This window comes from Allobosea sp. TBD101, from assembly GCF_059817965.1.
Genome location: NZ_CM187543.1, coordinates 3,902,167 through 3,926,932 on the forward strand (window position 1 = coordinate 3,902,167; position 24,766 = coordinate 3,926,932).

The following is a 24,766-nucleotide window of genomic DNA, read 5'->3' on the forward strand; positions in this document are numbered from 1 at the left end:
GCTCGGCTCACGGCTTTGCCGGGGCGGCAGCCGGCGTGCTGGTACCGCCTGCCTGCCAATGCCCCTGCTTCTTCAGCGCGTCGGCGACCTCGCGCGGCATATAGGTCTCGTCATGCTTCGCCAGCACCGAATCCGCCTTGAAGCGCCCGGCGCCCTCGAAGACACCCTCGGTGACGACGCCCTGCCCTTCCCGGAAGAGATCGGGCAGCAGGCCGTCATAGCCGACCTTGATCGAGGTCTTGCCGTCGGTGACGCCGAAGGAGATGCGCCGGCCAGTGCCACGCTGGACCGAGCCGGTCTCGACCAGCCCGCCCAGGCGCATGCGGGTACCGGGCTGCACGCCCTTCTCGGCGATCTCGGTCGGACCGTAGAAGAAGACGATCGTATCGCGCATCGCGAAGAGGACGAGGCCGGCTGCGAGGAACAGCACGGTGCCGGCCGCCGCGATCAGCGTCAGCCTGCGCTGCTTGCGGGTGAAGCGGCGTTTCGCCGGAAGCGGCTGCGTCGGCTGTGCGATCGTCATGGCGCGGCCTCCTTCAAGGCCAATTCATCGGCGAGAGCGTCGATGGCCGCAAGCGCGGTCTTGTCCTCGGCCAGCCGCTCGCGCGCGGTCTTGACGGCTTGGAGCGCCGCGGGCTTGTCCCCAAGGACGGCGCGGGCGCGGATCAGGCGGCTCCACTCGGACACGCTGCCGCCCCCAGTGCTCAGCCGCTCGGCAAGCCCGTCGACCATCGCCTTGATCGCCTGCTGGCGCTCGGCTTCGGGAAGGGCTGCGACCGCCTGGCGGCCGGCATCGGCCTGCATCCGCTCCAACCGGGCGCGGACGGCTCCGGTCCAGTCGGCATCGGCGGGCGCTTCGGCGAGGAGCTGAGAGAGCGCGGCCTGTGCGCCCTCGCCGTCACCATCCTGCTCCTTGGCCAGAGCGAGATAATAGCGCGCCCGCGGGCTTTTCGGATCGAGCTTGACGGCCTCGCCCAGCGCTTCGCGCGCCGCGGCGGTCACGACGCCGCCGGCTTCCATGATGCGGGCCTCGCCCAGCCCGGCGAAGAGATCGGCATCGGGCTTGCCGGATCGGACCGCGGCGGCGAAGGCTTTCGCAGCCTCCTCGTAGCGACCCTGGCGCAGATAGATCGGCGCGAGCAGCGACCAGCCCTTCGCATCCCCCGGATTGGCGGAGAGATGGGCTTCCATGCGCGCGAGCACGAGGGCGAAATCCTGCTGCGGCCCGGCCTTCTCCAATCGCGCCGCCAGCGGCTGATCGGGTTGGCCGGGAGAGCCGTAGAGACCGTAGATCAGCAGGGCGAGCAGCGGCACGACCGAAAGCATCAGGGCGGAACTCGCTCGACGGCGGCGCAGCGAAGGCTCGGTCTCGCCAGCAGGCCCGGTTTCATCGCCAGCAGCGCGCAAGAGCCGGCGCGCAGCTTCGGTGCGGGCGGCCTGCGCCTCCTCTTCGCCGATCAGCTTGCGCGCGAGATCGCGGTCGATCTCCTTGAGCTGGGAGCGGTACAGGCTGCGGGCATCCGAAACATCGGCAAAGCCCTGCACCCGGCCATGGCCGAGCGGCCAGAGCAAGGCGAAGATCGCTGCTCCCGTCATCGCTGCAAAGATGGCCCAGATCATCATGCCGCGTTCTTAGCCAATCATCCGCTCGGGTTCATGGTGACAAAGGGTCACGCGGCAAAGAATTCTTCTAAACCGAAGGCAGTTCCAGCCGCGCCCTCAAGCCGCCCAGCGGCGAGCGTTGCAGAGTCAGGCCGCCGCCATAAAGCTTGGCGAGGTCGACGACGATGGAGAGGCCGAGGCCAGAGCCCGGCGTGGTCTCGTCGAGCCGGCGCCCCCGTTTCAGGACTTCGGCCATAGCGCCCTCCGGCAGACCGGGGCCGTCATCGTCGATCAGCAGCGCGATCCGCTCGGTATCGGCAGCCTTTTCGCTGGCAAGGGAAACCTCGACGGTCGACCCCGCCCATTTGAAGGCGTTATCAAGGAGATTGCCGAGCATTTCCTCCAGATCCTGCTTCTCGCCGCGGAAGCGCAGGTTGGGCGGAATCGCATGCGAACCGGAGATGCCCTTGCCCTGCGAGATCTTGGTGAAGGTGCGCAGCAAGGCATCGAGCGAGGGCGCGATCTCGGTCACGCCGCCGAGCGCGCCCGAAAGCGCCGCCGCCCGGGCCCGGTCGAGATAATATTGCACTTGGTCGCGCATGATCGCGGCCTGCGCACGGACGGTCTGGGGCAACTGGCCGTCGCCGCCGCTCGTGCCGGCCTCGTTCATCATCACGCTGAGCGGTGTCTTCAGTGCGTGCGCGAGGTTGCCGACCTGGGTGCGGGCGCGATCGAGAATCTCGTGATTGGCATCGATGAGCTGGTTGAGCTCGCTCGCGAGCGGCGCGAGATCGGGCGGATACTGCCCGACGATCCGCGGATTTTCGCCCGTTCGCACGGCGCCGACAGCGGAGCGCAGGCGCACCAGCGGGCGCAGGCCGAAACGGACCTGCACAAGCGTGGAAGCGACCAGGGCGATGCCGAGCAGCAGGAAGGTCATCGCCAGCGCGAAGCGGAAATCCTGGATATCGCCCTCGATTTCATCAGCCGGCGCTGCGACGGCGACAGTGAAGCGCCCGTCCTCGCCGACATCGATCTCGCGCTCCAGGATGCGCAGGCGGCGGTCGTCCGGACCGGAAACATAGCTTTCGCGCAGGCCACGACTGTTCGGCGCGATCGATTGGTCGAGCAGTTTGGGCAGTTGCCCGCCGACCAGCGAGCGCGAGGCGCGGACATTCGGCCGCTCGCCGTCGAGCCTGGTGATCTGCCAGTACCAGCCGGTCAGCGGCAGGTCGAAGCGCGGCTCGCCGAGATCGCCGATCGTCTGGCGCTCGGTCTCGGGCGGCGCGGCGAGGTCGGCGACCAGCTGCTTGATATAGACCGAGAGCCGCTCGTCGAAGCCGCGCTCGGCCGAGCGGCGATAAAAGGTGGTCAGGCCGACGCCGGCCAGCACCAGGATCAGCACGCAGCAGACGGCCGCCGAGAAGAACAGCCGCGTTCCCAGCGAATAGCGATGGGATTTGAGCGGCATCGCCCGCGATCAGACCTTTTCCGGAGCGGCGGCGATATAGCCGAGCCCCCGGACGGTCTCGATGACATCGACGCCGAGCTTCTTGCGCAGACGGCCGACGAAGACCTCGATCGTATTGGAATCGCGGTCGAAATCCTGATCGTAGAGATGCTCGACCAGTTCGGTGCGCGACACCACCCGCCCCTGATGGTGCATCAGGTAGGAAAGCAGCCGGTATTCATGCGAGGTCAGCTTGACCGGATTGCCGTCGACGACGACGCGGCTCGCGCGGGTGTCAAGCCGGACGGGGCCGCAGACCAGTTCCGAGGTGGCGTGGCCGGCGGCGCGGCGCAGCAGCGCCCGGACGCGCGCCAGCAATTCCTCGATATGGAAGGGCTTGACGACATAGTCGTCCGCGCCGGCATCGAAGCCCGAGACCTTGTCGCTCCAGCGGTCGCGCGCGGTCAGGATCAGCACCGGCATGGTCTTGCCGGCGCGGCGCCAGCCCTGCAGCACGGCGACGCCATCGACCTTCGGCAGGCCGAGATCGAGAATCACCGCGTCGTAGGGCTCGGTCTCGCCGAGATAGAGACCCTCCTCGCCGTCGAAAGCCTTGTCGACGGCATAGCCGGCATTCTCGAGCGCGGTCACGATCTGGCGGTTGAGGTCCTTGTCGTCCTCGACGACGAGCAATCTCACGGTAGGGTCGCTCCAGTTAGGGGTAGCCGCAACGGCTGTCAGCGGATGGTGGCGATCTTGCCGGATTGTCCTTCCAGCGTCACCCTCGCGACGCGACCGTCACGCTTCAGCGTCGTCACCACATAGACGAATTCCTCGCCCTGGCGACAGAGCCTGATGCGGACGACCTCGCCCGGAGCGGCATGGCGGGCATGGCGCGAGGCCTCGGCCGGCTGCATCACGCGCCCCTCGGCGACGGCATCTCGCGTCTCCTCGGAGGACAGGCATGAGATCGGCGTCGCGTCGTCGACGCGGATCACCGGCATCGGCGAGGAGGCGATAAGCGCAAAGGCAAGGATCGGTTCGACCGGCATCATCGACATGGGCTAGTCCCATCCGCCTGAATGCGCCATGAATGCATCGCCTCGTTCACAACTCACAGTAGATCAACGCACCGAAATCCGTCCACGCCATTCGCGGCCGCGGCCGACCGTGGCGCTGAGCTGCCGGAGCGAGAGTCCGATTTCCTGCTGCGGCGCACCGAAATCGGCGAGCTCCTGCGCAGCCGGATAGGTCCATGCCGGTGCGTTCACGATTTCGGTACGAAGCGGCGTCTCGCCGTCGAGGACAGCGAGGACGTAACGCTCTCCCTCTTCTCCGAGTGGCACCTCCACCAGGTCCCAGGAATCGCCATCGATTCGCGTCCGCCTTAGCCAGTCGATGTCGATACCGGCCCCGGTCCTGATCGCCTTCGGCCGGACGGGCGATAGCGGGACAAGCGCCTCCCCGGCGATCGGGGCCACGAATTCCACCATCGTGGCATCGCCGACATCGTCGCGGGCCGGGCCGATGCGATAGCGCTGCGTCCGGCCGAGATGGGCCAGATCGCTCGTCAAAGCGACGGCGGCACCATCCAGCACGACGACGCGAGAACCGGCCGGAAGAGTGCGCGCCGCCGCACTCTCGCTGCCGCCGATTCCACGAATCAGGCTGGACAAGCGGAAGCGCTGTGGTCCGATCAGTTCGACCTGCGAAGCCGTGGCGATTTCGACGATGCCGTCCGCTCCCACCAGAGCGAGCGCATTCGCGCCGGCCAACGCTGCCTCCGGCGAAACGGAAGACAGCACGCCGCCGCGCAGCCTGACCTCCAGCACAGCGTGCCGATCCGTCCGCCAGAACGGCCCCGGCGGCAGTGCCGTCAAGGTCTCGCCAACGATCGAAGGCGCCTCGACGAAGCCATCCAGCGCAAACTGCCCGGCCTCGTCAGCGCTCCATATCGCAAGGCCACCCGGCCAGGGCGCGGCGAAAGCAGCGAGCGACAGCAGAGGCGGCGGTTGCACGGTGACGATCGGCAGGGCCAGCGGCACCGCCAGCGGGCGGCCGGGCAGAGCGGGCGGCAGTCGCGGCGGCCGCGTCCCGCCGCTCGCTCCAACCGCCACATAGATCGCCGGTTCGACGGCGCGGGCGCTGACACGTCGTGTCGTGCCGTCTGCGATACGCGTGACGCGGAACAGGCGGGTGCCGGCCTCGGCCGGAACGGACAGGACATCGCCGGGCTCGAGCGCGATGCAGCGTGGAGACAACTCGCATTCGAGGGTTTCGCGCCCGGCCCAGGCTTCCTGCAGTCGCTGGTCCGCCAGGCGCCGCCCTTCAGCGGAGCGGGTCACGATCGCGGTTTCGACCGCGACCTCGCGACGAGCCGCTCCCGCCAACCGGCGCGAGCGTGCGGCGGCGCTTCGGTAATCAGCCTCGCTGTCGCTGAAGCCGAGGCGCAGTTCGAGCGGCAGTTCGGTCTCCTGGCTGCGGCGGAGCGTGAACGGCTCGCCATCGCGGTCTGGGACGAGATCGTCGGGTCCAAGCAGGCGAGCGACCTTGCCGCCCCTGCCCTCGAAGCGCAGAGCCCCAGCGCTCATGATCGCGTCGAAACCGAAGCTCTGGGCCAGCGGCTCCAGCGCCTGCCGCGCCGAAAGCGGCCGATCCAGCACATAGCCGTCGACGAAGCCATCGACGGTGACCCGATCCGCAAGCGGCAGGCCGAAATCGGCCAGAAGCTTCGCGACGAGCCGGTCGACCGGCGTGCCTTCCAGACGCCCATTCAGCCAATGGCCGGTTTCGAAATTCGCCCCATCGGCCCAGATGCCGGAGAGATCCGGAAAGGCGGGGAACGGCCGCATATCCCAGGTCCAGACGAAAATCCGGTTGGGATCGACCATGCGGATACCGCTGACCGGATGGACCGGATTGCGTGCGGGGTCGAACCCGACCCGCGCCGGATCGAAGCCCGAAATGATCGCCTCGAGGGCGCGCGCCTGCACGAGATCGTCGCGCGCGCCGCTCGAAAACGGCGGATAGCCGCCCTCGTCCGATTTGGGATCGGGGAACATGTTGGGTGCGTTGGCGCCCTTGTCGACCGCAGGCACGCCGATCTCGGTCAGCCAGATCGGCTTTCCGCCCGGCACGAACGGAGTCGCGGTCGTCTCGACGCCGCCCACGCGGCGGATATGAGCCTGGCTCCACCAGCCCCGAAGATCCTTGGGCCGAAAGATCCAGGGCTTGCCATAGGCGCCATCGGTGATCGGCAGGCGCGTCTGCGCGGCCCGGCCGGCCTCGTCGGCGTAGTGCCAGTCATAAGCTTCGCCGGCGGTGAGGCGCTGGCGCAGATAAGCGAGATCGGCCGGGCCGCGCGCGATCGCGGCATCGGCATGGCTGCCGGAATCGCGCCAGTCCGAGAGCGGCGGATAGAAATCGATGCCGATCGCGCCGATGGCGGGAGAAGCCCAGAGCGGATCGAGCGGAAAATCGACACTGTCGCCATCGCCGCGGACATCCGCGCCATACTCGGTCCAGTCGGCGGCATAGGTCAGCGTGGCGCCCGGCAGCATGGACTTGACGTCCTGCGCGATGGCAACGAGCTGGTCGACCATCGGATAGCCGGATGCGCCACGCAGATGCGTCAGCCCGACCATCTCGGAACCGACCACGAAGCCGTCGACGCCGCCGGCTGCCTGCGCCAGCACCGCGCAATGCATGACGAGCCGGCGATAGGACCACTCGTCCGGCTTGGCGCAGGCGACGCTGGAGCCCGCTAGCGCCATATCGGCCGGTGCAACGGTGCCGACGAAGGATGCGACCTGTGCCGCAACCGCAGCGCTGCCTTCCGGGCTGCCCGGCCGACCCGGCGCGGGATCGCAGGTGATGCGGCCGCGCCAGGGATAGCGCGGCTGGCTGGCGGCGCCGGAATAGGGATCCGGCAACGCGCTTCCGGCCGGGATGTCCATCATCAGGAAGGGGTAGAGCACGACCTCCAGCCCGTAATCGAAGCGCAGGCGCCGGATCAACGCGATGACACTCTCGTCCGAGGGCGTGCCGCCGAAAGCCGGCCGGCCACCAACCTGGCTGACGGCACGGGCGGAGGACCGTGACAGCCCCACCACCGACCATTGCGCTCCGACCGTCGGCTTGTGCGGGATCTCGACGCGGGGAGTGACACTGCAAGACCCGACACGCAGATCGTCGCCGAACCAGGACACGACCAGCGACACGCGGCGCAGATTGGGGCAGAGCGCCGTGAGATAGCGCAGCGCCGTATCGGCATCGTTGCCGCTATACAGCTGGTGTCGCGTCAGGCTTTCAGTGACGCCGGGCTCGGGCTCGTGGCTGACCGGGCGGGTATCATAGACGAACTCGCCCGCACCCGGCGTCAGCGCCACCGCGCGGATCATACCACCCAGCCCGTCGACGGCGCGCACGACCTCAAAATCGAATTGCGGCACGCGGTTGCCGTAGTCGGCCAGCGGAAAGCGCTCGAACACGACATAGGCAAGCCCGCGATAGGCCGGGGCCTCGCCTGCCTCCTTCGCCGTGATCAGCGGATCGGGCTCCTGCGTCTCGTAGCCGTGATGCACGCGCATCTGCACGGTCTGGACATCGAGCTCGCGCCCATCGACCCAGATGCGCCGGATGAAGGCGATCGGCCCTTCGCACAGGCCGATCGCGAGATTGGCATGGTAGCTATAGGTCGTCTCGAAGGTCTTCTTCGCACGGCTGCCGCCCTTGCCGCCGCCCTTGGTACGCGTGATCGAGACCCTGACCTCCTCCTCGAAGCGCGTCGCCCAGATCAATTGGCCGCCCAGCCGCGCCCGGCCGTAGAGGCGGGGGATCGCCGCCCCCTCCGTCGCGGCGAGGCCATTGACCTCCTTGAGGCGCGGGCCTTCGACGATCTTGTTCCCGCCACCGGCGCCGCCGAGCCAGGCCTGATCGATGCTGGCGCCGGCAAGCCCACCCAAGGCCTGGCCGATGACGCCGCCGACCGGCCCGCCAAGGGCCGACCCAAGGGCAGCGCCGGCAACCTGGAGAAGAAGCGTCGCCATCAGTCGGTCACTCCGGGGAAGGAAAAGGCGTGGCTGAGATGGCGCCGCCACCAGGGCGTGAAGGCGACCTCGGCGACGGCCGCGCCGTCATGGGCATGGATGATGCGGTCCGGGCCTGCGAGAATCGCGCAATGCTTGGCTGGCAGATGCTCGCGCCAGCGGAAGAGCAGCACGTCACCCGGCCGCACGTCCGAAAGAGTGTGCGGCTGCAGGTGGCGCTCGGCAGCCAGCGCCAACGTCTCCTGCCGCAGGCTTTCGGCCCAGCTCGGCGAATAGGGTGGCGGCGTTTCCGGCTCGTCGCCGCAAAGGTCGCGCCAGACGCCGCGCACCAGCCCGAGGCAATCGCAGCCGACGCCGCGCAGCGAGGCCTGATGATGATAGGGCGTGCCCAGCCAGAGCCGCGCAGCGTCGACGATCTCGTCGCGCCTCATCGGAACAGGCTCCCGCCATCGAGCCCGCCGTCGCCGGGGCGGACGCCGCCGATGATGAAGTCCGTCGTCGGCATATGCGGGAAGCCGCGGAAATTGACGCCGTTGCCGAATTTGGCGCGACAGGTCGCGAAGCTCTTGTCGCAACCCGGCGTGACCCTGAATCCGTCGCCCAGGGCGATCGGCGCAGCCGGCGCCTGCCAGAGCTGGAACAGTGCCTGCGCGCCCTCGCGGCCGTGCCGCTTCACCTCGGTGGCGAAGCCTGCGTTGGCACCGCTGGTAAAGAGGAGCCGACCGCCGGTAAAATGGCCATCCGCATAAGATGCCATGCCCTCGGCCGAGAGCGAGAGGCGGCCGTCGCTCTCAACGACCTCCGCTTCCGCCGCGACAAGCGCGAGTCCACAACGCGCGTCGCCGAGATCGGCCGAACACGAGCGCATGTAGAGCCGGCCGCGCTCCTCGTCGAAGGCCTTGGCAAAGCTGCGGATCTCGGCGGTGAAGCTTGCTTCCCCGCGCTTGATCTCGCCGACGAAACCCTCCTCCAGCAAAATCCGCTGACCAGGATCGGCCCAATTGAGCAGCCAGACGCGCACGCGCGCATCGTCATAGAGCCCGCGCGCCAGATCGGCCTCGTTCAGGCCGAGGGCGGCGAAGGCGCCGGCAACCTCGCCACCTCCAATGGCGAAGCCCAGCTCCGCCGCGCTTTCCGCCGCTTCCAGCCCGGCGGTCGCGGCGAAGTCGACGCCGTCGAAGGACAGCTTGCGATCATGGTCGGTAAAGCCGAGCACGAGTCCGTCACGGCGCGTCAGGCTCCAGCAATGGCAAAGCGTGGTCGCAGTCGCCGCGATATGGGCGGCGAGACCGGATGGAATGTCGCGCATGGGCAGACCTCACGGAATGATCTCGATCACGGGGACGCGCGGGATCTCGCCGGCCGCGAAGGCGGAGAGATCGACCTCGATCGCATCGGTGTCGAAGCGGACAGGCACGTCGAAGGCGAAGCCGGCAGTCAGGACGGCGGCCGGCGGCGGGATCGATCCGGCGGCGAAGGAGACCTGCCCGGTCGACAGGTTGCAGGAGAAGGCACCACCAGCCAGCTCGACGCCATCCATGGCGACCCGGACCGTGCCGGCGCAGGGCTTGATGATCTCGCGGCTATAGGCGGACGCACCCGTCCCATAGGCCTTGCAGAGTTGGAAGCCGGTCGCGACGCCATCGCCGACCCCGATGACCTGGTCGGTCGCAGCCGGCTGCTGCGAGGGCCGGCAGCTCTTCCAGTCAAGCTGGTCATGCCAGCGAAAGCCATAGAGCCGGCCGCGACGCTCCTCGAAGAAGCTCACCACCGCTGCCAGCGCATCGAGATTGCGGATGCCGAGCCCGGCATCGTAGCGGCGGCGCGAATGCGCCCAGCGGCTGTTGCGCACCTCCCGCCCGGAGGCGAGCGTCACGATCTGGGTCTGGCGCTCCGGCCCGCCGCGCGCGCCGCGTGCGACATCGAGCGGGAAGCGAACCTCATGGAAATCCGGCATCCGCCCCTCCCTCAAAGAGCGCGCCGCCCACGCGCGACCGCGCGGGCGATCGCCGCGGAGACCTGTGCCTCCGAGCGACGGAAGCTGTCGGCATCGGGGGTCGAGACCTGCACGACGACATTGAGCGGCCGGCTCTGTCCGCTGCCGGCGCGCACGCCGAGGCGCCCGTCGGGACCGCGGGCGAGCGGCATGATCGCCTCGGCGCCGCGCTCACCCATCAAGCCGAGCCCCCGCCCGGTCGGGAAATAGGACGGCGAGGCGACGATGCCGCCTTCGGCGAAGGGCGCGACCGGAATGCTGCCGCCAGAGCCTCCGAAGCCGATGCCTCCGAACAGGCCGGTCAGACCCTTGATGCTGCTCCCGAGCAGGCTCGACAGACCGGTCTGCAGCGGTTTCAGCGCCGTCTTGAGCAGGCTGTCGGTCATCGAGCGGCCGACGCTGCGCAGCACGTCCTCGAAGCGCTTGCCCTCGACCACGCCGCGCGAGAAGGCGCCGACGATCGACTTGCCGAAGCTTTCCGAAGAGCGGCTCAGTGACTGGGTCAGCCGGTCCATCGTCTTGAGGTCCGAGAGGCGTCCTCCCGACTCCAAACCATCGTCATCCGTCATGGCCATCTCCTCGATAGATTGGTTGGAATTGCCGCCTCAGGCATCGGGGAAAACAGCCATCAGAGCAGCGAGCGCCGGACGTTCCGGCGCGGAGCCTCGGGAACGGTCCTGATGAGCCCGTAACGCCGCTGCGATCTCGCGCGGCGTCGCCGCCCAGAAGCGATCGGGCGGCCAGGCCAGCCGGCCGAGCCCGAAGGCCATCACCTCGTCCCAGGGAAAACCCGCCGGCGCGCCTACGCCGACGGCTGCGGAGGGCGGGCTGCGTCACCACCCTCGCCGAAGGTCGCCTCGAGCAGTGCGATCGCCGCCTTGATGGCACCATTCAGGCCGCCATCGAAGGAGAGCTCCGCGACATCCTCGTCGCGGATCGCCTGGCCCGCTCCGCGCAGGCCGGCAGCGATGATGCGGATGATGTCGCGGGCGGAGAGCCTGCCGTCGACGAAGCGTTCGCCCAGCGCGGGGAGGCTGTCGACGGCGAAGGCGTGTTCGAGCTCAGCAAGCGCGCCGAGCGTCAGGCGCATCGGCAAGGTTTCACCGGCGACCATGAGCGCGGTCTCGCCGCGATGATGATTGACCATGGCTGTCCCCTCAGAGCGCCGCGAAGGCCAGAAGCCCGGCGGATTCCAGCGACAGGTCGAAGGTGACCTCTCCGGCATGGTCGCCGCGATATTCCAGGCCCGTGAGCTGGAACGGCCCCGAGATCGTGCCGAAATCGGGGACGACGATCTGCCAGTCGCGGATCGTCCCGTCGAAAAACGTCTGGCGGACGAGTGCATCCGACGCCTCGTCCTTGAAGATGCCGGCGCCGCTGATGTTGGCGCGGCGCACGCCGGCTCCCGCCAGCAATTCGCGCCAGCGCCCGGCCGATTCCGAATGCGTCACGTCGACGGTCTCGGCGTTGAACGCGATCTGCCGCGCCCTTAGGCCGGCGACCGTGACGAAGCCGCCGGCACCATCCCCCGCCTTGAGCAGCAGGTCCTTGCCCTTCTGTGCCGCCATGCGGCTTCTCCTTTGTCAGCTAGAGCGTTTCGATGGCGGCGCGGAAGCGGATCGTCACCTGAGGCAACCCGTTGCGGGTCTCGCGGGCGAGCCGGCTCGACAGCCAACGCAGATTGATGAGCGCGTGCCCGTCCAGAGTGAGGCCGACCTGATCGAGCGCTGTGACGATCAGGCCGGCGGCTTCCAGCGCCTGGCGCGACGAGCCGCTTTGCGCGGCCCAGACGACGAGCGCGAACTCCTGCTCGCAGCCCCGGTCGCTGCCGGTCGACCAGTCGCGCGCCTCGACCTCGCCATGAACGACATAGATCCCGCGCGCCGCGCGTGGCGCCTCATCGAAGATGCGGTCGGGGCCAATCAGCGTGGTCAAAGCTGCATTCGCGACGAGGCGCGCCTGTACGGCGGCACGAAGGGCCAGGATGGCATCGCTCATGGCGTCACCTCCTCGACCAAACAGATCAGCCGGCGGCGTGCGCCATCGGGATCTGCGGCGGAGCGGATGTCGAACAGGCGATCGCCGTCGCGCAGGCGCCTGCCCGCATCGACATCGCCGCGCCAGCGCATGGTGATGCGATAGTTGCGCGACTGCTCCGGCCGGCCCTGACGCCAGGCCTCGGTGCCGGATATCCACTCGATCTGAGCCCAGAGCGCAGCGACGGTCTCGAACACCTGCGTCGCGCCGCCCAGCCCGTCCGGCGCGGCCACCGGCCCCTCCAGCACGAGCCGGCGCCGCATCCGGCCGATGGCGGAAGGTTCCTGCGCCATTCAGAGCCTCCCACGGCGAAACGGCGCGACCAGCGCGGCAATGGCGAGCGGCAACGCCTGTGCGTCGCGCCCGGCGACGTCGCCGCGCTGCTCGAACCAGCGGGCGGCGAGGCGCAGCACGGCCTGCCGCAGCGGCGCCGGCACGGCCGCAGCCGTTGCCCCGAAGCCAACGGCGATATCGATCTCGATCGCGCCATGGGCGCGGCCGATCTCCGGCACCTCGCCCGTCAGGCGGATGACCGGCGGATCGGCAGCCTTGTCCAGGGTCAGGGAGGCGACCGCGACGGCCTGAGCCGAACCCAATACGTCATAGACGCGCGCGGCCTCGATCCGCAGCAGCGGCGAGAGCGGCAGGCGAATCTCGCCGCCCGCCGGCCAGCGATCGAGCACCATGCGCCAGGGCTGCTCGATCAGGCAGCGACCCGACGCGGCCTCGATCATCAGTCTTGCGGCCGTGATCAGAGTGGCAAGTAAACTGTCCTCATCGGTCTGATCGAGGCGCAGGAACTGGCGAGCTTCAGTGAGCGTCACCGGCTCCATCACCGGCGGGCCCAGGGCGAGCGGCGTCATAGGCGCTCCCTTCATTCGTTGGATTTCATGGGCTCGACCGCGAAGCCGCAGTCGAAAGGGTTCATCTGCGGCGCCGGGCGCGCTATTGAGCGCCCTCTCGGAGAGGAGCTCCCGATGCACATCGCCAACGGAATCGCCGCCATCGGCCTCGCCTGCGCTTTCGGAAGCTTCGGGAGCCTGCCGGCGCGGGCCGTCGTGGCCGGGCAGGAGGGCGGACCTGCTGCCAGCTCGACGCTGATGGTGCTCAACGCCCGCGGCGGGGTCTGCACCGGCATCGTCCTGTCGGCACGCGCCATCCTGACCGCCGCCCATTGCGCTGCCGGCGGCACCGAACTCCGGGTTCACTGGCGGGAGGGCGGAGAGCCCGTCCTCGTCGTGCCGTCAGCGGTCGCGATGCATCCGGAATTCGATGCCGGCGCGATCCGCAGCCGCCGCCGCACGATCGACCTCGCGCTGGTCCGCCTGGCGGAGCCCCTGCCCGGCCGGTTCAGCGCGGCCGGGCTCGTCGACGGCTCGCTGCCGCGCGCCGGCAGCAGCGTCACGCTCGCCGGCTACGGCGTCTCCCGCGAGGGCGAAGCTCGCAGCACGGGCACCTATCGTTCGGCGGCACTGACCACCGTCGAGCCTTATGGCCCCGGCCGCATCCTGCTCTGGGCAGCCGACGACGCCGGTGGCGGCAAGCGACCGGGCGCCGGCGCCTGCCAGGGCGATTCCGGCGGGCCGATCTTCGGCAATGACGGCATCGTCGCGGTCACGAGCTGGTCGACCGGCCCCTCCGGGCGCCAATGCGGACTGCTCAGCCAGGGCGTTCTGGTCGCGCCGCAGCGCGGCTGGATCGATTCCACCCTGTCGAAATGGGGCCAAAGCGCCCGCTGGACGCGCGGCCGCTGACGGAGGGGCTGGACTGTGCCGCGCCACAGCCTAGATTGATCGATCGGTCCATTGGTTCGTTTCATGATCTCGCGCTCGTCACTCGCTCTTGCCTGCTTTCTGGCCGTCAGTGCCGCTCAGCCGGCGCTCGCCGTGGTCGGCGGCGTCGATTCGCGCGATGCGCTCGGCGCCCGCGCCTCGACCGTCCGCGTCGAGACGAGCCGCGGCGAACTCTGCACGGGAGCGGTGATCGCGCCCGAGATCGTGCTCACCGCGGCGCATTGCCTGATGGGCGGCGGCTCGATCAGCGTCGTCAGTCTGGACACCCGCTTCCGGGCCCGCCGCCAGATGGTGGTCGCGGTCCTGCCGCATCCGAGCTTCGTGCCGGGGACGACGCCCCGCACCCAGCCCGGCACCGACCTCGCCCTGCTGCGCCTGGCGCAGCCGCTGCCGCGTGACATCGAGCCTTTGACACTCGGCAGCGGGCTCTGGCAGGGCGAGACCATCACCATGGCCGGCTACGGGCTGTCGGCGGAGAACAACAAGCGCACAGCCCGACGCCTGCGCGAGACGCAGCTGGTCAATGCTGGCAACTACACTACGCAGAACACCGTCAAGGTCGCGGTCGACGCCGAGAACCGCGGCGAGACGCCGGGAGCCGGCGCCTGCCGCGGCGATTCCGGCGGGCCGGTGCTGCGCGGCAACGGGACCCGATCGCGCGACCTCGTCGGCATCGTCAGCTGGTCCAGCGGGCCGCTGAAAACGCAGGCGCGCCGGATCTGCGGCGGCTTCACCGCGATCACCCCGGTCAGCGATTATCGCGGCTGGATCACCGAAGGCACTGCGCGGCTACGTGCGCTCGGCAGCGAAGCGCCGCCGGAGCAGGCTGCCGAACCACGCGCCGCCTTCAGTTGGTGGTTTTCGCGCTGATTGTTCCGCGGACCGGGCCGTCATGCTCGCCCTTGTGGCGAGCATCCACGTCTTGAACGCGACCTTCGACCAGCGAACACGTAGATGGTCGGGACAAGCCCGACCATGACGGAGACCGCGCGGCCAACGGCTCAGACCGCGAACTTCAGCCCCTTGATCGCCGCGAAATCCTGCACGCCGCCGCCGACGCGCTTGGTCGTGTAGAACAACACATAGGGCTTGGCGGAATAGGGATCGCGCAGGATGCGGACGCCGGCCCGGTCGACGACGAGATAGCCGCGCCGGAAGTCGCCCTGTGCATCGTCGTCGGTGTCGGCCTCGGCCATGCATTCCCCTCCGCCTTCGCGGCCGTGGCGGGTCTCGAAGTCGCCAACGTCAACCTGCTGGTCGCGGTGCTGATCTGGCTGATGATCGTGCCGATGCTGCTCAAGATCGACTTCGGCGCCCTCGGGGAGGTTCGGAGGCACTGGCGTGGCGTGGGGGTCACCCTCTTCGTTAACTGGGCCGTGAAGCCCTTCTCCATGGCGTTGCTGGGGGCGTTCTTCATCGGCCACCTATTCGCGCCAATGCTGCCCGCCGATCAAATCCAGAGCTACATCGCGGGCCTGATCCTGCTCGCGGCGGCGCCCTGCACGGCCATGGTCTTCGTCTGGTCGAACTTGTGCGAGGGGGAGCCCCACTTCACGCTCAGCCAAGTCGCCCTGAACGACCTCCTGATGGTCGTCCTGTTCGCCCCGCTGGTGGGTCTGCTGCTCGGGGTCGCCTCCATCACCGTGCCGTGGTCGACGTTACTGCTGTCGGTCGCCCTCTATATCGTCGTCCCCGTCGTGGTCGCTCAGGTCTGGAGAAGGGCCCTAGCGGCCTTGGGCGCGGGCGCACTTCAGCGGACACTAGGCATCCTCCAGCCGGCCTCCCTCGCAGCCCTACTGGCCACCCTCGTGCTGCTCTTCGGGTTTCAGGGAGAACAAATCCTGGCCCAGCCGGTGGTCATCGGCCTCCTCGCGGTTCCCATCATCATTCAGGTCTACCTAAATGCGGGGCTGGCCTACTGGCTGAGCCGGAAGCTCGGGGTGGCGTGGTGCGTGGCTGCTCCAGCCGCACTGATCGGCGCGAGCAACTTCTTCGAGTTGTCAGTGGCGGCGGCCATCCGCTCGTTGCGGCTCCCTGCGACGCCCCTGTCGGCGTCCCCTATGATGCCCCTCGCGTGGGCCACTACAGCCTGCCAGCGGTCATCGCAGGTGGTCCATGTGGGGTTGCCTGCGTTCTTCTCGATTCTGGCCCTGACGAGGTCCGTGTAGGGCTTCAGGACCTCCTTGGTGATGCCGACCTGCCCGACGTCTCCATGGCGTCTCCAGCGGCTTTTGTGGGTCGTGCAGAAGTGCCCGTAGCGGGTTGCGGACTTGCCGCACCCCGGAGCACGGCATAGGCCGGCCATTCGATGTTCCGATTAGTTGCGTCCGTCCCCCGACAGACAGGAGCGGAAATAAAAGTCAGCGCGACGCGCCGCAAGCCTGAGCGGTGCGGCCGAACGCCTCGCATAGGAAAAGTGCAGTGACTGCACCTTTAGAGCCGGCGTCGAGCCATCTGGTGGCGCCCGTGTATGGGAGGAGTTCAGTATGGGTCAGAGCAGCGCAAGGCCGACGCCGCTGGCCGCCGTCAACACGACCACAATCCACGGAGAAACCTGCCACACCGTCAGCAGGGCGAAGGCTACCGCCGCCACAGCGAAATCTCTCGGGTTCACCACGGCGCTGGTCCAAACCGGGCTGTAGAGGGCGGCGCCGAGAATGCCGACCACTGATGCATTCGCCCCCCGCATTGCTGCCTGTGCTGCCGGTCGGGCTCGGAATGCGCTCCAGAAGGGAAGAGCCGATGTGACCAGCAGGAGCCCCGGAAGGAAGATGGCAACCAAGCAGATGGCGGCGCCGATCAGCCCGTTGGGTTGAGGCTGCATGGCTGCCCCGAGATAAGCGGCGAAGGTGAAAAGGGGTCCCGGTACGGCCTGAGCTACGCCGTAGCCTGCAAGGAAGCCATCTGGTGTGATCCAACCCGGCTTGACTACGGCGGTTTCGAGCAGTGGGAGGACTACGTGGCCACCGCCAAAGACGAGCGCACCCGCGCGAAAGAAGGCGTCGAAAAGCCCGACACTATGAGAGCCCGTTGCCATCGTGGCGAGGGGCAAGCCCGCCAGCAACAGGAAGAAAATGACCAGCGCCACTATACCGGCGGACTTCGAGACCCTGAAGGCACCGTGGAATCCTTGACCGGGTTTTCCGTCGCGGCAAAGCCATAGGCCGGCTATGGCACCCATGGCGATGGCTGCGATCTGGCCAACTGACCCGGCAGCAAAGACCACGACAAGGATTGCAGCAAGGGCGATGCCGGCCCTCGGCCGATCCGGGGTTAGCGAACGCGCCATACCCCACACGGCCTGAGCCACGACTGCGACCGCCACCAGCTTGAGACCGTGGATCAGTCCCGCACCGAGCGGACTGCTGAACGCGGAAACGCCCGATGCGAAGAGCACAAGAAGGAGGGCGGAAGGCAAGGTGAAGGCGCACCATGCCGCCAAGGCGCCTATCGGGCCGGCTCTAAGGAGCCCCAAGGCATAGCCCACTTGGCTGGAGGCCGGGCCGGGCAGAAACTGGCAGAGAGCCACAAGGTCGGCATAGGCAGCTTCGTCTAGCCATTTCCGCTTCACGACGAGTTCGTTCCTGAAGTAGCCGAGGTGGGCCACAGGGCCGCCAAAGGAGGTTAGGCCGAGCTTCAAAAAGACGCGGAGGACTTCAACGGGCGTTCCGGCCGGGCGGATTGTTTCAGGTGAGGAGGGCTCAGGGCGTGCCAAGTTAGGGGCGTTCATAAGTCGCTCGCGGTCGTAGGAAGGCATCACGCCTGTTTCGTCGAAGCAGAGATAGTCTCTCCCTCATACCATCCACGTGACGACTTCACGATCCGCACGACCGACAGCATCACGGGCACCTCGACCAGCACCCCTACAACCGTCGCCAGCGCGGCTCCCGAGTTCAAGCCGAAGAGGCTGATGACGCTCTCGACCATCTCGCCGCCCTGGTTGACCTCGACCACCAGCGCGTCCGCTTCATGGCGACGATAGAGCGCGACCGCCCTCTCCGCCCATTCCTGCGGCCGCGCGCCGGCCAATGTCGCGTCCTCCAGCACATGGCCGATGCCGTCATGGTCGACGCCGGCGACGATGAGGCCGCAACGGTCGGCCCGCTGCGACGAGGTGGCGGGCGGATCGACCGCGACCGCGATCCGGGCGAACGCCGGTTTCTCGCGCTCGCGGGCAGCCTCGATCATGGCTCGTGTCCAGAGCGCGTCCGGGCTCTCCTCGACGATCTCGCCGTCGAGTTCCTGCCGGCCGAGCCGCGTCCCGCCATAGGTCTGCGTGACAGTACGGACGAACTCGGCGGCGAGGTTGTAGCGGTTGTCCTGCGTGCGCGCCCGGCTCACCGCGACATGCGGCTCGACCAGCAGGCGCTTCACCAAGGGCAGCGGACGCGGCGTCGTTGTCACGACCTGGCGGGGATGGTCGCCAAGGCGCAGGCCGAATTGCAGCATATCCCAGCACTCCCCAAGGTTCGGCCATTTCGCCAGTTCGTCGGACCAGGCGGCGCCGAATTGCGGACCACGCAACCCTTCCGGGTCTTCGGCGGTGAAGACCTGCGCGATCGCGCCGTTCGTCCATTGCAGCCGGCGCAGCGAAGGCTGCCAGATCGGCCGCTCCCAGCGGTTATGGATCGAGAGCAACCCGGAGACGCCCTCGATCATCACGTCGCGAACCTGCGCTTGGGTTTCTCCGACGAGGGCGATCCGTTCCGTTGGCAGATCCGTGAAGGGCGGATGGCCCAGCGCCATGCCCTTGACCCATTCGGCGCCGGTGCGGGTCTTGCCGGCGCCGCGTCCGCCCAGGACCAGCCAGATCGGCTTCAGCGGCTCTGGCGGCAATTGATCGGGGCGTGCCCAGATCTCCCAGGTGCTGCGAATGAGCTCGACGTCATCCGCCGTCGCCGTCGGCATCAGCTTCTTGAGAATCCTCACCCGCGTCCTGAGCGGCAAGGGCCTCAAGACGTCGAGCAAGATCCTGACGGAGCAGTGCGACATGTCGCAGATCGTCGGCAGCGGAAGGGTCATCCGAGCGCTTGTCCTTCCTTGCTGCCGGGGGCTCCTCGATCGCGACCAGCTCGCGCACGGTGCGGGCGAGCACGGCGAGCGCCTTGGCGTCGGCCTCGCTCGCGGTCGCGCCTTTCGGCAGGTCGGCGAGGTGCTCCTCATGGGTATCGATCTGGCGTTTGGCAGCGCGCCAGAGCTGCCCCACCACCGCCTTGCGTGAGACCGCCTTCCGTTTCGACTTGGGCTCGGCAGCCGGTTGCGACGTCATCTCGTTCTCTTCGGCCATCGCGTCCTTCCCGATGACAGGCACGAGAAAGCCGCCGGCTGGAGAGCGCGGCGGCTTCGTTCGGGCAGATTTCGTGAGCGTTCCTGATCTCTACCGGATCAGCGCCACGATGTCAAGGATAAAATTCCTACAATCCTGAGGGGTGGCAGACCGAAAATCAGGCCTGCTCCTTCTCGATCCACTTGTAGGTCGCGGCCGGGACATAGTTCTGCATCCGATCGAGCAAGGTCGCCGGCTCGGTATCGGTCATTGCCATCGCCCGGTGGCTCTGCTTCAGGAAACCGGCCTCGACGGTGCGGTCGAGGAAGGTCGCGAGCGGATCGTAGAATCCGGCGACATTGAGCAGGCCGAGCGGCTTGGCGTGGATGCCAAGCTGGCCCCAGGTCCAGATCTCGAACAATTCCTCGAAGGTGCCGATCCCGCCGGGCATGGCGATGAAGCCGTCCGAGAGCTCGGCCATGCGCGCCTTACGGGTGTGCATGGTGTCGACGACCTCGAGCCGGGTCAGCCCGACATGGCCGACTTCCTTGTCCTTCAGCGCCTGGGGAATGACGCCGTGCACCTGCCCGCCGGCCTCCATCGCCGCATTGGCGACGATGCCCATCAGGCCGACCGCACCGCCGCCATAGACCAGCGTCAGGCCGCGCCGGGCGACCTCGGCTCCCATGGCGCGGGCGCCCGCTGCATAGACGGGGTCATTGCCGGGATTGGAGCCGCAGAAGACACAGACGGATTTCATGAACCGAGAGCTTGCAAGATGCGGGCCCAGGAGCGCTGGCCCTTGTGGAAGGAGGACAGGTCGTATTTCTCGTTGGGCGAATGGACCCGGTCGTCGTCGAGGCCGAAGCCGACGAAGAGCGTGTCGATGCCGAGGGTACGCTTGAAATCGCCACCGACGGGGATCGAGCCGCCGCTGCCGATCGAGACGACACGGCCGCCCCATTCATCGGCGAGCGCGACGCGCGCCTTCTGGAGCACCGGAGAATCCACCGGCACGGCGAGCGCAGGCGAGCCGGAATGGCTGATGAATTCGGCGGTCACATCGTCGGGCAGGCGCTCGCGGATGAACTGATGGAAGGCGGCTGCGATCTTGGCCGGGTCCTGGTCGCCGACGAGGCGGAACGAGACCTTGGCCGAGGCTTGGCCTGGAATGACCGTCTTGCTGCCCTCGCCGGTATAGCCGCCCCAGATGCCGTTGACGTCGCAGGTCGGGCGCGACTGAATCTGCTCGATCAGCATCCGGCCCTTTTCGCCGATGGAATGCTTCAGACCGATCTGCCCGAGGAATTCCTTCTCCGTCAGGTTGAGATCGGCCCATTCCGCCTTCTGGGCGTTGGTCGGCTCGTGCACGCCCTCGTAGAAACCGGGAATGGTGATGCGGCCGGTCTCGTCATGGATCTCGCCGAGGATGCGCGCGAGGAGATGGATCGGGTTGGCCGCCGCGCCACCGAAAAGGCCGGAATGCAGGTCGCGGTCGGCGGCCGTCAGCGTCACCTCCTGATAGACCATACCGCGCAGGGTCGAGGTGATCAGCGGCGTCTCGCGGTCCCACATGCCGGTGTCGCAGACCAGCGCATAGTCCGCCTTCAGCTCGGCGGCATTGGCCTTGATATAGCCGGGCAGGTTGACGGAGCCGGATTCCTCCTCGCCCTCGACGAGGATGGTCAGGCCGATCGGCAGGTCGCCGGTCTCGGCCAGCGTCGCGCGCACGGCCTCGATGAAGGTCATCACCTGGCCCTTGTCGTCGCAGGCACCCCGCGCCGAGATGATCTTGCGACCGGGCTCCAGCTCGCGGACCACTGGCTTGAACGGATCGGTGTCCCAGAGGCTGACGGGATCGACCGGCTGGACGTCGTAATGGCCGTAGAACAGCGCATGCGGCGCGCCGGGCTTGGGGCGATGGGCGAGGACGACGGGGTGCCCGCCGGTCTCGCGCAGTTCCGCCTTGAAGCCGAGCGTTTCCAGATCGGCCCGCAGCCATTCGGCGGCAGCGCGGGTCTGTGCATTGTAGGCCGGATCGGTGCCGATCGAGGGGATTTCGAGCCAGGTTGAGAGGCGATCGAGCGATGCGTCGAGCCCATCGTCGAGACGGGCGAGAATGGCGGGAAGCTTGGTCATGGCAGCCATCGGATGCGATTCAGATGACGTCATCATGGCAAGCCCAGGTGCGGGCGTCAGCTCCTATTCGCGCATGACGGGCAGGCTCGCTCCTCTCAGTCACCTCTAGTTGCCAATCGTTCGCAACTAATTTGACAGACCTGCTGCAAGCCGATACCCCTTATTGCAATCCAGTTGCAGCAAGGCATCGTCATGTCGCAGGGCGCCCCGGAATCCTCGTCGATCTGGCTTCGATCGCGGGGCGAGCCGTCGCTGACGGATGTCTTTCGCACTATCAAGGTGACGCCGACCTCCTCGAACTGGCGCAAGTTCCTCGCCTTCTTCGGGCCGGGCTATCTCGTTGCCGTCGGCTATATGGACCCCGGCAACTGGGCAACATCGCTCGCCGGCGGCGCCCAGTACGGCTACACGCTGCTCGTCGTCGCGCTGGTCTCGAACCTGATGGCGATCATCCTGCAATCGCTCTGCGCGCGGCTCGCCATCGCCACCGGGCGCGACCTCGCCCAGGCCTGCCGGGACGCCTATCCGCCCTATATGGCCTTGCCGCTCTGGCTGCTCGCCGAACTCGCGATCTGCGCGACCGACCTCGCCGAGGTGATCGGCACCGCGATCGGCCTCAACCTGCTTTTCGGCGTCCCGCTCGAAATCGGCGTGTTGATCACCGCCTTCGACGTCTTCGTCATCCTCTGGCTGCAGACCCGCGGCTTTCGCTGGATCGAGGCCTTCATCATCACCCTGCTTGGCGTCATCGCGGTATGCTTCGGCATCCAGATCGCGCTGGCCGATCCGAACTGGGGCGAGGTCATCCGCGGCTTCGCGCCGACGACCGAAATCGTGACCAACCCGAACATGCTCTACATCGCACTCGGCATCATCGGCGCGACGGTGATGCCGCATAACCTCTACCTGCATTCCGGCATCGTGCAGACCCGCGCCTATGGCGAGACTCTGCCGGAGAAGCGCGAGGCCCTGAAATTCGCGACGATCGACTCCACCATCGCGCTCTGCTTCGCACTCTTCATCAACGCCTCAATCCTGATCCTGGCCGCTGCGACCTTCCACAAGGCCGGGCACACCGATGTCGCCGAGCTCGGCCGGGCGCAGGAGCTCCTGCAGCCCCTGCTCGGCGCTTCGATCGCGCCGTCGCTCTTCGCCATCGCCCTGCTCTGCTGTGGCCTGAATTCGACGGTGACCGCGACCATGGCCGGGCAGATCGTGATGGAGGGCTTCCTGCGCATCCGGCTGCCGGCTTGGATGCGGCGGCTGGTGACGCGCCTCGTCGCGATCGTCCCGGCCATCGCCGTGACGCTGATCTATGGCGAGAGCCAGACGGCGAAGCTCCTGATCCTGAGCCAGGTCGTGCTCAGCCTGCAACTGCCCTTCGCGGTGGTGCCGCTGGTGATGTTCACGGCGTCAAAGGCGAAGATGGGCGCGCTCGTCGCCCCGCGCTGGCTGACTCTGACCGCTGCCATCATCGCCGCGATCATCATCGTGCTGAACATCAAGTTGATCATCGATTTCGTCACGGGGGCGTGACACATCGAGCATACGCGCCGTCATTCCGGGAGCATGCCGCAAGCATGAGCCCGGAACCCATGACCACTCTGTTATTCCAGTCAGCGTCGTGCTCGCCCTTGTGGCGAGCATCCACGTCTTGAGCACGGCCTTCGTCCCGCGAAGACGTGGATGGTCGGGACAAGCCCGACCATGACGGAAAGGTCGTGTTCATGGGTTCCGGGTTCTTCGCTGCGCGAAGCCCCGGAAAGACGGCGGGGTTCTGCGCTCTAGCGCTTTCCCGACATCGAGCCCAGAATGCCGCGCAGGATCGCGGTGCCGACCTGCCGGCCGATCGAAGTCGCAGCCGACCGCGCCGCCGAGGTGATGATCTTCTCGGTCATGCTCTGCGGCAACGCGCCGCCGCGCGTGCCCGGCCCGGTCTTCGGACGCTGCTGGGGAGCGCCGCCGCCGAGCCAGCCGCCGATCGTGTCGAGGATGCCGCCGCCCCCGCCATTCGTCGAGGCCTCGACCGGCGAACCGTCCGGGTTGAGGTTCTTGCGCTTCATCAGCTCTTCATAGGCCGACTCGCGATCGACCATGGTCTCGTACTTGCCCTTCTCGGGCGATGCATTGATCGCCTGCTGGCGCTGCTGCGGCGAGCAGGGGCCGACCTGCGCCATCGGCGGCGCGATCAGGGCGCGCTCGACCATCTCGGGCGAGCCCTTGCCTTCGAGCATCGAGATCAGCGCCTCGCCGACGGCGAGCTGGCTGATCGCCTCCTCGGTCTTGATCTTCGGGTTCTGGCGGAAGGTCTCGGCCGCGGCGCGCACCGCCTTCTGGTCGCGGGGCGTGAAGGCGCGCAATGCGTGCTGGACACGGTTGCCGAGCTGGGCCAGCACCGTATCGGGGATATCGAGCGGGTTCTGCGTCACGAAATAGACGCCGACGCCCTTGGAACGGATCAGGCGCACGACCTGCTCGACCGCGGTCAGCAGCGCCTTGGGTGCGCCGTTGAACAGCAGATGCGCCTCGTCGAAGAAGAAGACGAGCTTGGGCTTGTCGAGATCGCCGACCTCCGGGAGCTGCTCGAACAGCTCCGAAAGCAGCCAGAGCAGGAAGGTCGCGTAAAGCCGCGGATTGTTCATCAGCTTGTCGGCGGCGAGGATATTGACGACGCCGCGGCCGTCGCGATCCGTCCTCATCAGGTCGTTGATGTCGAGCGCCGGCTCGCCGAAGAACAGATCACCCTTCTGGTTCTCGAGCACGAGCAGCGCGCGCTGGATCGTGCCGACCGACGCCGAGGTGACGTTGCCGTATTTGGTGGTCAGTTCCTGCGCGTTCTCGGCGATGAAGGTCAGGATCGCGCGCAGGTCCTTGAGGTCGAGGAGCAGCAGCTTCTGCTCGTCGGCGATGCGGAAGGCGATGTTGAGCACGCCCTCCTGCGTATCGTTGAGGTCGAGCAGGCGCGCCAGCAGCAGCGGCCCCATCTCGGAGATGGTAGCGCGAACCGGGTGGCCCTGCTCGCCGAACACGTCCCAGAACACGGTGGTGAACTGGTCCGGCTCGTATTTCAGGCCGAGCTCCTTGGCCCGGTTGACGAAGGGCGGCTTGGAATCGCCGGGCGCCACGATGCCGGAGAGATCGCCCTTGATGTCGGCCGCGAAGACCGGGACGCCATTGCGAGCGAAGCCTTCGGCCATCACCTGCAGCGTCACGGTCTTGCCGGTGCCGGTCGCCCCGGTCACCAGCCCATGGCGATTGGCGAGCTTGAGCAGGAGGTTTTCAGGCTTGCCGCTCTTGCCGATCAGAATCGCGCCATCATTCGCCATTGAAATTCGCCCATGAGGTTTCGTGCCGGTCCGGCAAGGGTGTAACCAAACGACGCAGAAGGCGGAAGCCCAATGACCGTTGGAAATCAGATCGTAAATATGTAAACTA

Annotated in this window: 26 protein-coding genes and 1 pseudogene; 4 read left to right on the plus strand and 23 right to left on the minus strand. The window is 67.5% G+C overall.

The genetic code is table 11. The annotated features are described in order from the left end of the window. Positions 1 to 7 precede the first annotated feature (7 nt). From ccmE to AC6RIC_RS19090, 16 genes are all read right to left on the minus strand, one after another. Positions 8 to 523: a cytochrome c maturation protein CcmE gene (gene ccmE, locus AC6RIC_RS19015; RefSeq protein WP_499733496.1), complete on the minus strand. Its 516-nt coding sequence runs from the start codon at positions 521 to 523 to the stop codon at positions 8 to 10. Further along, positions 520 to 1,623 carry a c-type cytochrome biogenesis protein CcmI gene (ccmI, locus tag AC6RIC_RS19020; protein WP_499733497.1) on the minus strand — a complete coding sequence of 368 codons (1,104 nt, stop codon included), beginning with the start codon at positions 1,621 to 1,623 and terminating at the stop codon, positions 520 to 522. Before ccmI ends, ccmE begins: the two co-directional genes overlap by 4 nt. Positions 1,624 to 1,690: 67 nt before the next feature. Then, positions 1,691 to 3,073 (minus strand): ATP-binding protein, encoded by a 1,383-nt coding sequence (locus AC6RIC_RS19025; protein WP_499733498.1) that lies wholly within the window; start codon positions 3,071 to 3,073, stop codon positions 1,691 to 1,693. A 9-nt stretch (positions 3,074 to 3,082) separates the two neighbouring features. Beyond that, a complete protein-coding gene (locus AC6RIC_RS19030; protein WP_499733499.1) occupies positions 3,083 to 3,751 on the minus strand; it encodes a response regulator transcription factor in 669 nt (222 codons plus the stop codon). 38 nt (positions 3,752 to 3,789) lie between these two features. Next, positions 3,790 to 4,113, minus strand: coding sequence for a PepSY domain-containing protein (locus AC6RIC_RS19035; RefSeq protein ID WP_454657660.1), 324 nt, complete (start codon positions 4,111 to 4,113; stop codon positions 3,790 to 3,792). 63 nt (positions 4,114 to 4,176) lie between these two features. Beyond that, complete coding sequence (locus tag AC6RIC_RS19040) at positions 4,177 to 8,100, minus strand: baseplate multidomain protein megatron (RefSeq protein ID WP_499733500.1); 3,924 nt, start codon at positions 8,098 to 8,100, stop codon at positions 4,177 to 4,179. Next, a complete protein-coding gene (locus AC6RIC_RS19045; protein WP_499733501.1) occupies positions 8,100 to 8,531 on the minus strand; it encodes an NlpC/P60 family protein in 432 nt (143 codons plus the stop codon). The genes AC6RIC_RS19040 and AC6RIC_RS19045 overlap by 1 nt, the downstream gene beginning before the upstream one ends. Next, positions 8,528 to 9,409 (minus strand): phage/gene transfer agent baseplate hub protein, encoded by an 882-nt coding sequence (locus AC6RIC_RS19050; protein ID WP_499733502.1) that lies wholly within the window; start codon positions 9,407 to 9,409, stop codon positions 8,528 to 8,530. Before AC6RIC_RS19050 ends, AC6RIC_RS19045 begins: the two co-directional genes overlap by 4 nt. 9 nt (positions 9,410 to 9,418) lie before the next feature. Next, the gene (locus AC6RIC_RS19055; protein ID WP_499733503.1) at positions 9,419 to 10,057 is read right to left on the minus strand and encodes a phage distal tail protein, Rcc01695 family; all 639 of its coding nucleotides are present in this window, start codon (positions 10,055 to 10,057) and stop codon (positions 9,419 to 9,421) included. An 11-nt stretch (positions 10,058 to 10,068) separates the two neighbouring features. After that, positions 10,069 to 10,665 (minus strand): phage tail tape measure protein, encoded by a 597-nt coding sequence (locus AC6RIC_RS19060; RefSeq protein WP_454657665.1) that lies wholly within the window; start codon positions 10,663 to 10,665, stop codon positions 10,069 to 10,071. A 36-nt stretch (positions 10,666 to 10,701) separates the two neighbouring features. Beyond that, positions 10,702 to 10,866 (minus strand): phage tail assembly chaperone, encoded by a 165-nt coding sequence (locus tag AC6RIC_RS19065; protein WP_499733504.1) that lies wholly within the window; start codon positions 10,864 to 10,866, stop codon positions 10,702 to 10,704. A 32-nt stretch (positions 10,867 to 10,898) separates the two neighbouring features. After that, on the minus strand, positions 10,899 to 11,243 hold the full coding sequence (locus AC6RIC_RS19070; protein WP_499733505.1) for a gene transfer agent family protein: 345 nt from the start codon (positions 11,241 to 11,243) through the stop codon (positions 10,899 to 10,901). Positions 11,244 to 11,253: 10 nt separating this feature from the next. Beyond that, a complete protein-coding gene (locus tag AC6RIC_RS19075; RefSeq protein ID WP_499733506.1) occupies positions 11,254 to 11,664 on the minus strand; it encodes a phage major tail protein, TP901-1 family in 411 nt (136 codons plus the stop codon). Between the two features lie 19 nt (positions 11,665 to 11,683). Next, positions 11,684 to 12,094 carry a DUF3168 domain-containing protein gene (locus AC6RIC_RS19080; RefSeq protein ID WP_499733507.1) on the minus strand — a complete coding sequence of 137 codons (411 nt, stop codon included), beginning with the start codon at positions 12,092 to 12,094 and terminating at the stop codon, positions 11,684 to 11,686. Beyond that, on the minus strand, positions 12,091 to 12,426 hold the full coding sequence (locus tag AC6RIC_RS19085; protein ID WP_499733508.1) for a phage head closure protein: 336 nt from the start codon (positions 12,424 to 12,426) through the stop codon (positions 12,091 to 12,093). Before AC6RIC_RS19085 ends, AC6RIC_RS19080 begins: the two co-directional genes overlap by 4 nt. Next, entirely contained in the window at positions 12,427 to 12,996 is a 570-nt protein-coding gene (locus tag AC6RIC_RS19090) for a head-tail connector protein (protein ID WP_499733509.1), read from the minus strand. Between the two features lie 114 nt (positions 12,997 to 13,110). Here AC6RIC_RS19090 and AC6RIC_RS19095 point away from each other — a divergent pair, with 114 nt between their 5' ends. Beyond that, positions 13,111 to 13,887, plus strand: coding sequence for a S1 family peptidase (locus AC6RIC_RS19095; RefSeq protein ID WP_499733510.1), 777 nt, complete (start codon positions 13,111 to 13,113; stop codon positions 13,885 to 13,887). 63 nt (positions 13,888 to 13,950) lie between these two features. After that, entirely contained in the window at positions 13,951 to 14,796 is an 846-nt protein-coding gene (locus AC6RIC_RS19100) for a S1 family peptidase (protein WP_499733511.1), read from the plus strand. A 131-nt stretch (positions 14,797 to 14,927) separates the two neighbouring features. On the opposite strand, the pseudogene AC6RIC_RS19105 reads toward AC6RIC_RS19100, so the two are convergent. Beyond that, a pseudogene (locus AC6RIC_RS19105) lies at positions 14,928 to 15,095 on the minus strand (phage major capsid protein); the annotation flags it as partial. Between AC6RIC_RS19105 and arsB the strand changes: the two are divergent. Continuing rightward, positions 15,069 to 16,094, plus strand: coding sequence for an ACR3 family arsenite efflux transporter (arsB, locus tag AC6RIC_RS19110; protein ID WP_499736628.1), 1,026 nt, complete (start codon positions 15,069 to 15,071; stop codon positions 16,092 to 16,094). The pseudogene AC6RIC_RS19105 and the gene arsB overlap by 27 nt on opposite strands. 323 nt (positions 16,095 to 16,417) lie before the next feature. On the opposite strand, the gene chrA is transcribed toward arsB, so the two are convergent. From chrA to AC6RIC_RS19135, 5 genes are all read right to left on the minus strand, one after another. Further along, positions 16,418 to 17,656, minus strand: a complete 1,239-nt coding sequence (chrA, locus tag AC6RIC_RS19115; protein ID WP_499736629.1) for a chromate efflux transporter — start codon at positions 17,654 to 17,656, stop codon at positions 16,418 to 16,420. Between the two features lie 26 nt (positions 17,657 to 17,682). Then, positions 17,683 to 18,834 (minus strand): DNA-packaging protein, encoded by a 1,152-nt coding sequence (locus tag AC6RIC_RS19120; RefSeq protein ID WP_499733512.1) that lies wholly within the window; start codon positions 18,832 to 18,834, stop codon positions 17,683 to 17,685. Then, entirely contained in the window at positions 18,812 to 19,213 is a 402-nt protein-coding gene (locus AC6RIC_RS19125; protein ID WP_454657679.1) for a hypothetical protein, read from the minus strand. The genes AC6RIC_RS19120 and AC6RIC_RS19125 overlap by 23 nt, the downstream gene beginning before the upstream one ends. Positions 19,214 to 19,370: 157 nt before the next feature. Next, positions 19,371 to 19,952, minus strand: coding sequence for an LOG family protein (locus AC6RIC_RS19130; protein ID WP_499733513.1), 582 nt, complete (start codon positions 19,950 to 19,952; stop codon positions 19,371 to 19,373). Further along, a complete protein-coding gene (locus AC6RIC_RS19135) occupies positions 19,949 to 21,331 on the minus strand; it encodes a M20/M25/M40 family metallo-hydrolase (protein ID WP_499733514.1) in 1,383 nt (460 codons plus the stop codon). The genes AC6RIC_RS19130 and AC6RIC_RS19135 overlap by 4 nt, the downstream gene beginning before the upstream one ends. A gap of 192 nt (positions 21,332 to 21,523) precedes the next feature. Here AC6RIC_RS19135 and AC6RIC_RS19140 point away from each other — a divergent pair, with 192 nt between their 5' ends. Continuing rightward, positions 21,524 to 22,867, plus strand: coding sequence for an Nramp family divalent metal transporter (locus AC6RIC_RS19140; protein ID WP_499733515.1), 1,344 nt, complete (start codon positions 21,524 to 21,526; stop codon positions 22,865 to 22,867). A 248-nt stretch (positions 22,868 to 23,115) separates the two neighbouring features. On the opposite strand, the gene AC6RIC_RS19145 is transcribed toward AC6RIC_RS19140, so the two are convergent. Next, entirely contained in the window at positions 23,116 to 24,657 is a 1,542-nt protein-coding gene (locus AC6RIC_RS19145; RefSeq protein WP_499733516.1) for a helicase HerA-like domain-containing protein, read from the minus strand. Between the last annotated feature and the right edge of the window lie 109 nt (positions 24,658 to 24,766).

What these genes read in the sequence shown, in the direction of transcription:
- ccmE (WP_499733496.1), bottom strand. Translation starts at nt 523, where the DNA reads ATGACGATCGCACAGCCGACGCAGCCGCTTCCGGCGAAACGCCGCTTC.
- ccmI (WP_499733497.1), bottom strand. Translation starts at nt 1,623, where the DNA reads ATGATGATCTGGGCCATCTTTGCAGCGATGACGGGAGCAGCGATCTTC.
- AC6RIC_RS19025 (WP_499733498.1), bottom strand. Translation starts at nt 3,073, where the DNA reads ATGCCGCTCAAATCCCATCGCTATTCGCTGGGAACGCGGCTGTTCTTC.
- AC6RIC_RS19035 (WP_454657660.1), bottom strand. Translation starts at nt 4,113, where the DNA reads ATGTCGATGATGCCGGTCGAACCGATCCTTGCCTTTGCGCTTATCGCC.
- AC6RIC_RS19040 (WP_499733500.1), bottom strand. Translation starts at nt 8,100, where the DNA reads ATGGCGACGCTTCTTCTCCAGGTTGCCGGCGCTGCCCTTGGGTCGGCC.
- AC6RIC_RS19045 (WP_499733501.1), bottom strand. Translation starts at nt 8,531, where the DNA reads ATGAGGCGCGACGAGATCGTCGACGCTGCGCGGCTCTGGCTGGGCACG.
- AC6RIC_RS19050 (WP_499733502.1), bottom strand. Translation starts at nt 9,409, where the DNA reads ATGCGCGACATTCCATCCGGTCTCGCCGCCCATATCGCGGCGACTGCG.
- AC6RIC_RS19055 (WP_499733503.1), bottom strand. Translation starts at nt 10,057, where the DNA reads ATGCCGGATTTCCATGAGGTTCGCTTCCCGCTCGATGTCGCACGCGGC.
- AC6RIC_RS19060 (WP_454657665.1), bottom strand. Translation starts at nt 10,665, where the DNA reads ATGACGGATGACGATGGTTTGGAGTCGGGAGGACGCCTCTCGGACCTC.
- AC6RIC_RS19065 (WP_499733504.1), bottom strand. Translation starts at nt 10,866, where the DNA reads ATGGCCTTCGGGCTCGGCCGGCTGGCCTGGCCGCCCGATCGCTTCTGG.
- AC6RIC_RS19070 (WP_499733505.1), bottom strand. Translation starts at nt 11,243, where the DNA reads ATGGTCAATCATCATCGCGGCGAGACCGCGCTCATGGTCGCCGGTGAA.
- AC6RIC_RS19075 (WP_499733506.1), bottom strand. Translation starts at nt 11,664, where the DNA reads ATGGCGGCACAGAAGGGCAAGGACCTGCTGCTCAAGGCGGGGGATGGT.
- AC6RIC_RS19080 (WP_499733507.1), bottom strand. Translation starts at nt 12,094, where the DNA reads ATGAGCGATGCCATCCTGGCCCTTCGTGCCGCCGTACAGGCGCGCCTC.
- AC6RIC_RS19085 (WP_499733508.1), bottom strand. Translation starts at nt 12,426, where the DNA reads ATGGCGCAGGAACCTTCCGCCATCGGCCGGATGCGGCGCCGGCTCGTG.
- AC6RIC_RS19090 (WP_499733509.1), bottom strand. Translation starts at nt 12,996, where the DNA reads ATGACGCCGCTCGCCCTGGGCCCGCCGGTGATGGAGCCGGTGACGCTC.
- AC6RIC_RS19095 (WP_499733510.1), top strand. Translation starts at nt 13,111, where the DNA reads ATGCACATCGCCAACGGAATCGCCGCCATCGGCCTCGCCTGCGCTTTC.
- AC6RIC_RS19100 (WP_499733511.1), top strand. Translation starts at nt 13,951, where the DNA reads ATGATCTCGCGCTCGTCACTCGCTCTTGCCTGCTTTCTGGCCGTCAGT.
- chrA (WP_499736629.1), bottom strand. Translation starts at nt 17,656, where the DNA reads ATGAACGCCCCTAACTTGGCACGCCCTGAGCCCTCCTCACCTGAAACA.
- AC6RIC_RS19120 (WP_499733512.1), bottom strand. Translation starts at nt 18,834, where the DNA reads ATGCCGACGGCGACGGCGGATGACGTCGAGCTCATTCGCAGCACCTGG.
- AC6RIC_RS19125 (WP_454657679.1), bottom strand. Translation starts at nt 19,213, where the DNA reads ATGGCCGAAGAGAACGAGATGACGTCGCAACCGGCTGCCGAGCCCAAG.
- AC6RIC_RS19130 (WP_499733513.1), bottom strand. Translation starts at nt 19,952, where the DNA reads ATGAAATCCGTCTGTGTCTTCTGCGGCTCCAATCCCGGCAATGACCCC.
- AC6RIC_RS19135 (WP_499733514.1), bottom strand. Translation starts at nt 21,331, where the DNA reads ATGACCAAGCTTCCCGCCATTCTCGCCCGTCTCGACGATGGGCTCGAC.
- AC6RIC_RS19140 (WP_499733515.1), top strand. Translation starts at nt 21,524, where the DNA reads ATGTCGCAGGGCGCCCCGGAATCCTCGTCGATCTGGCTTCGATCGCGG.
- AC6RIC_RS19145 (WP_499733516.1), bottom strand. Translation starts at nt 24,657, where the DNA reads ATGGCGAATGATGGCGCGATTCTGATCGGCAAGAGCGGCAAGCCTGAA.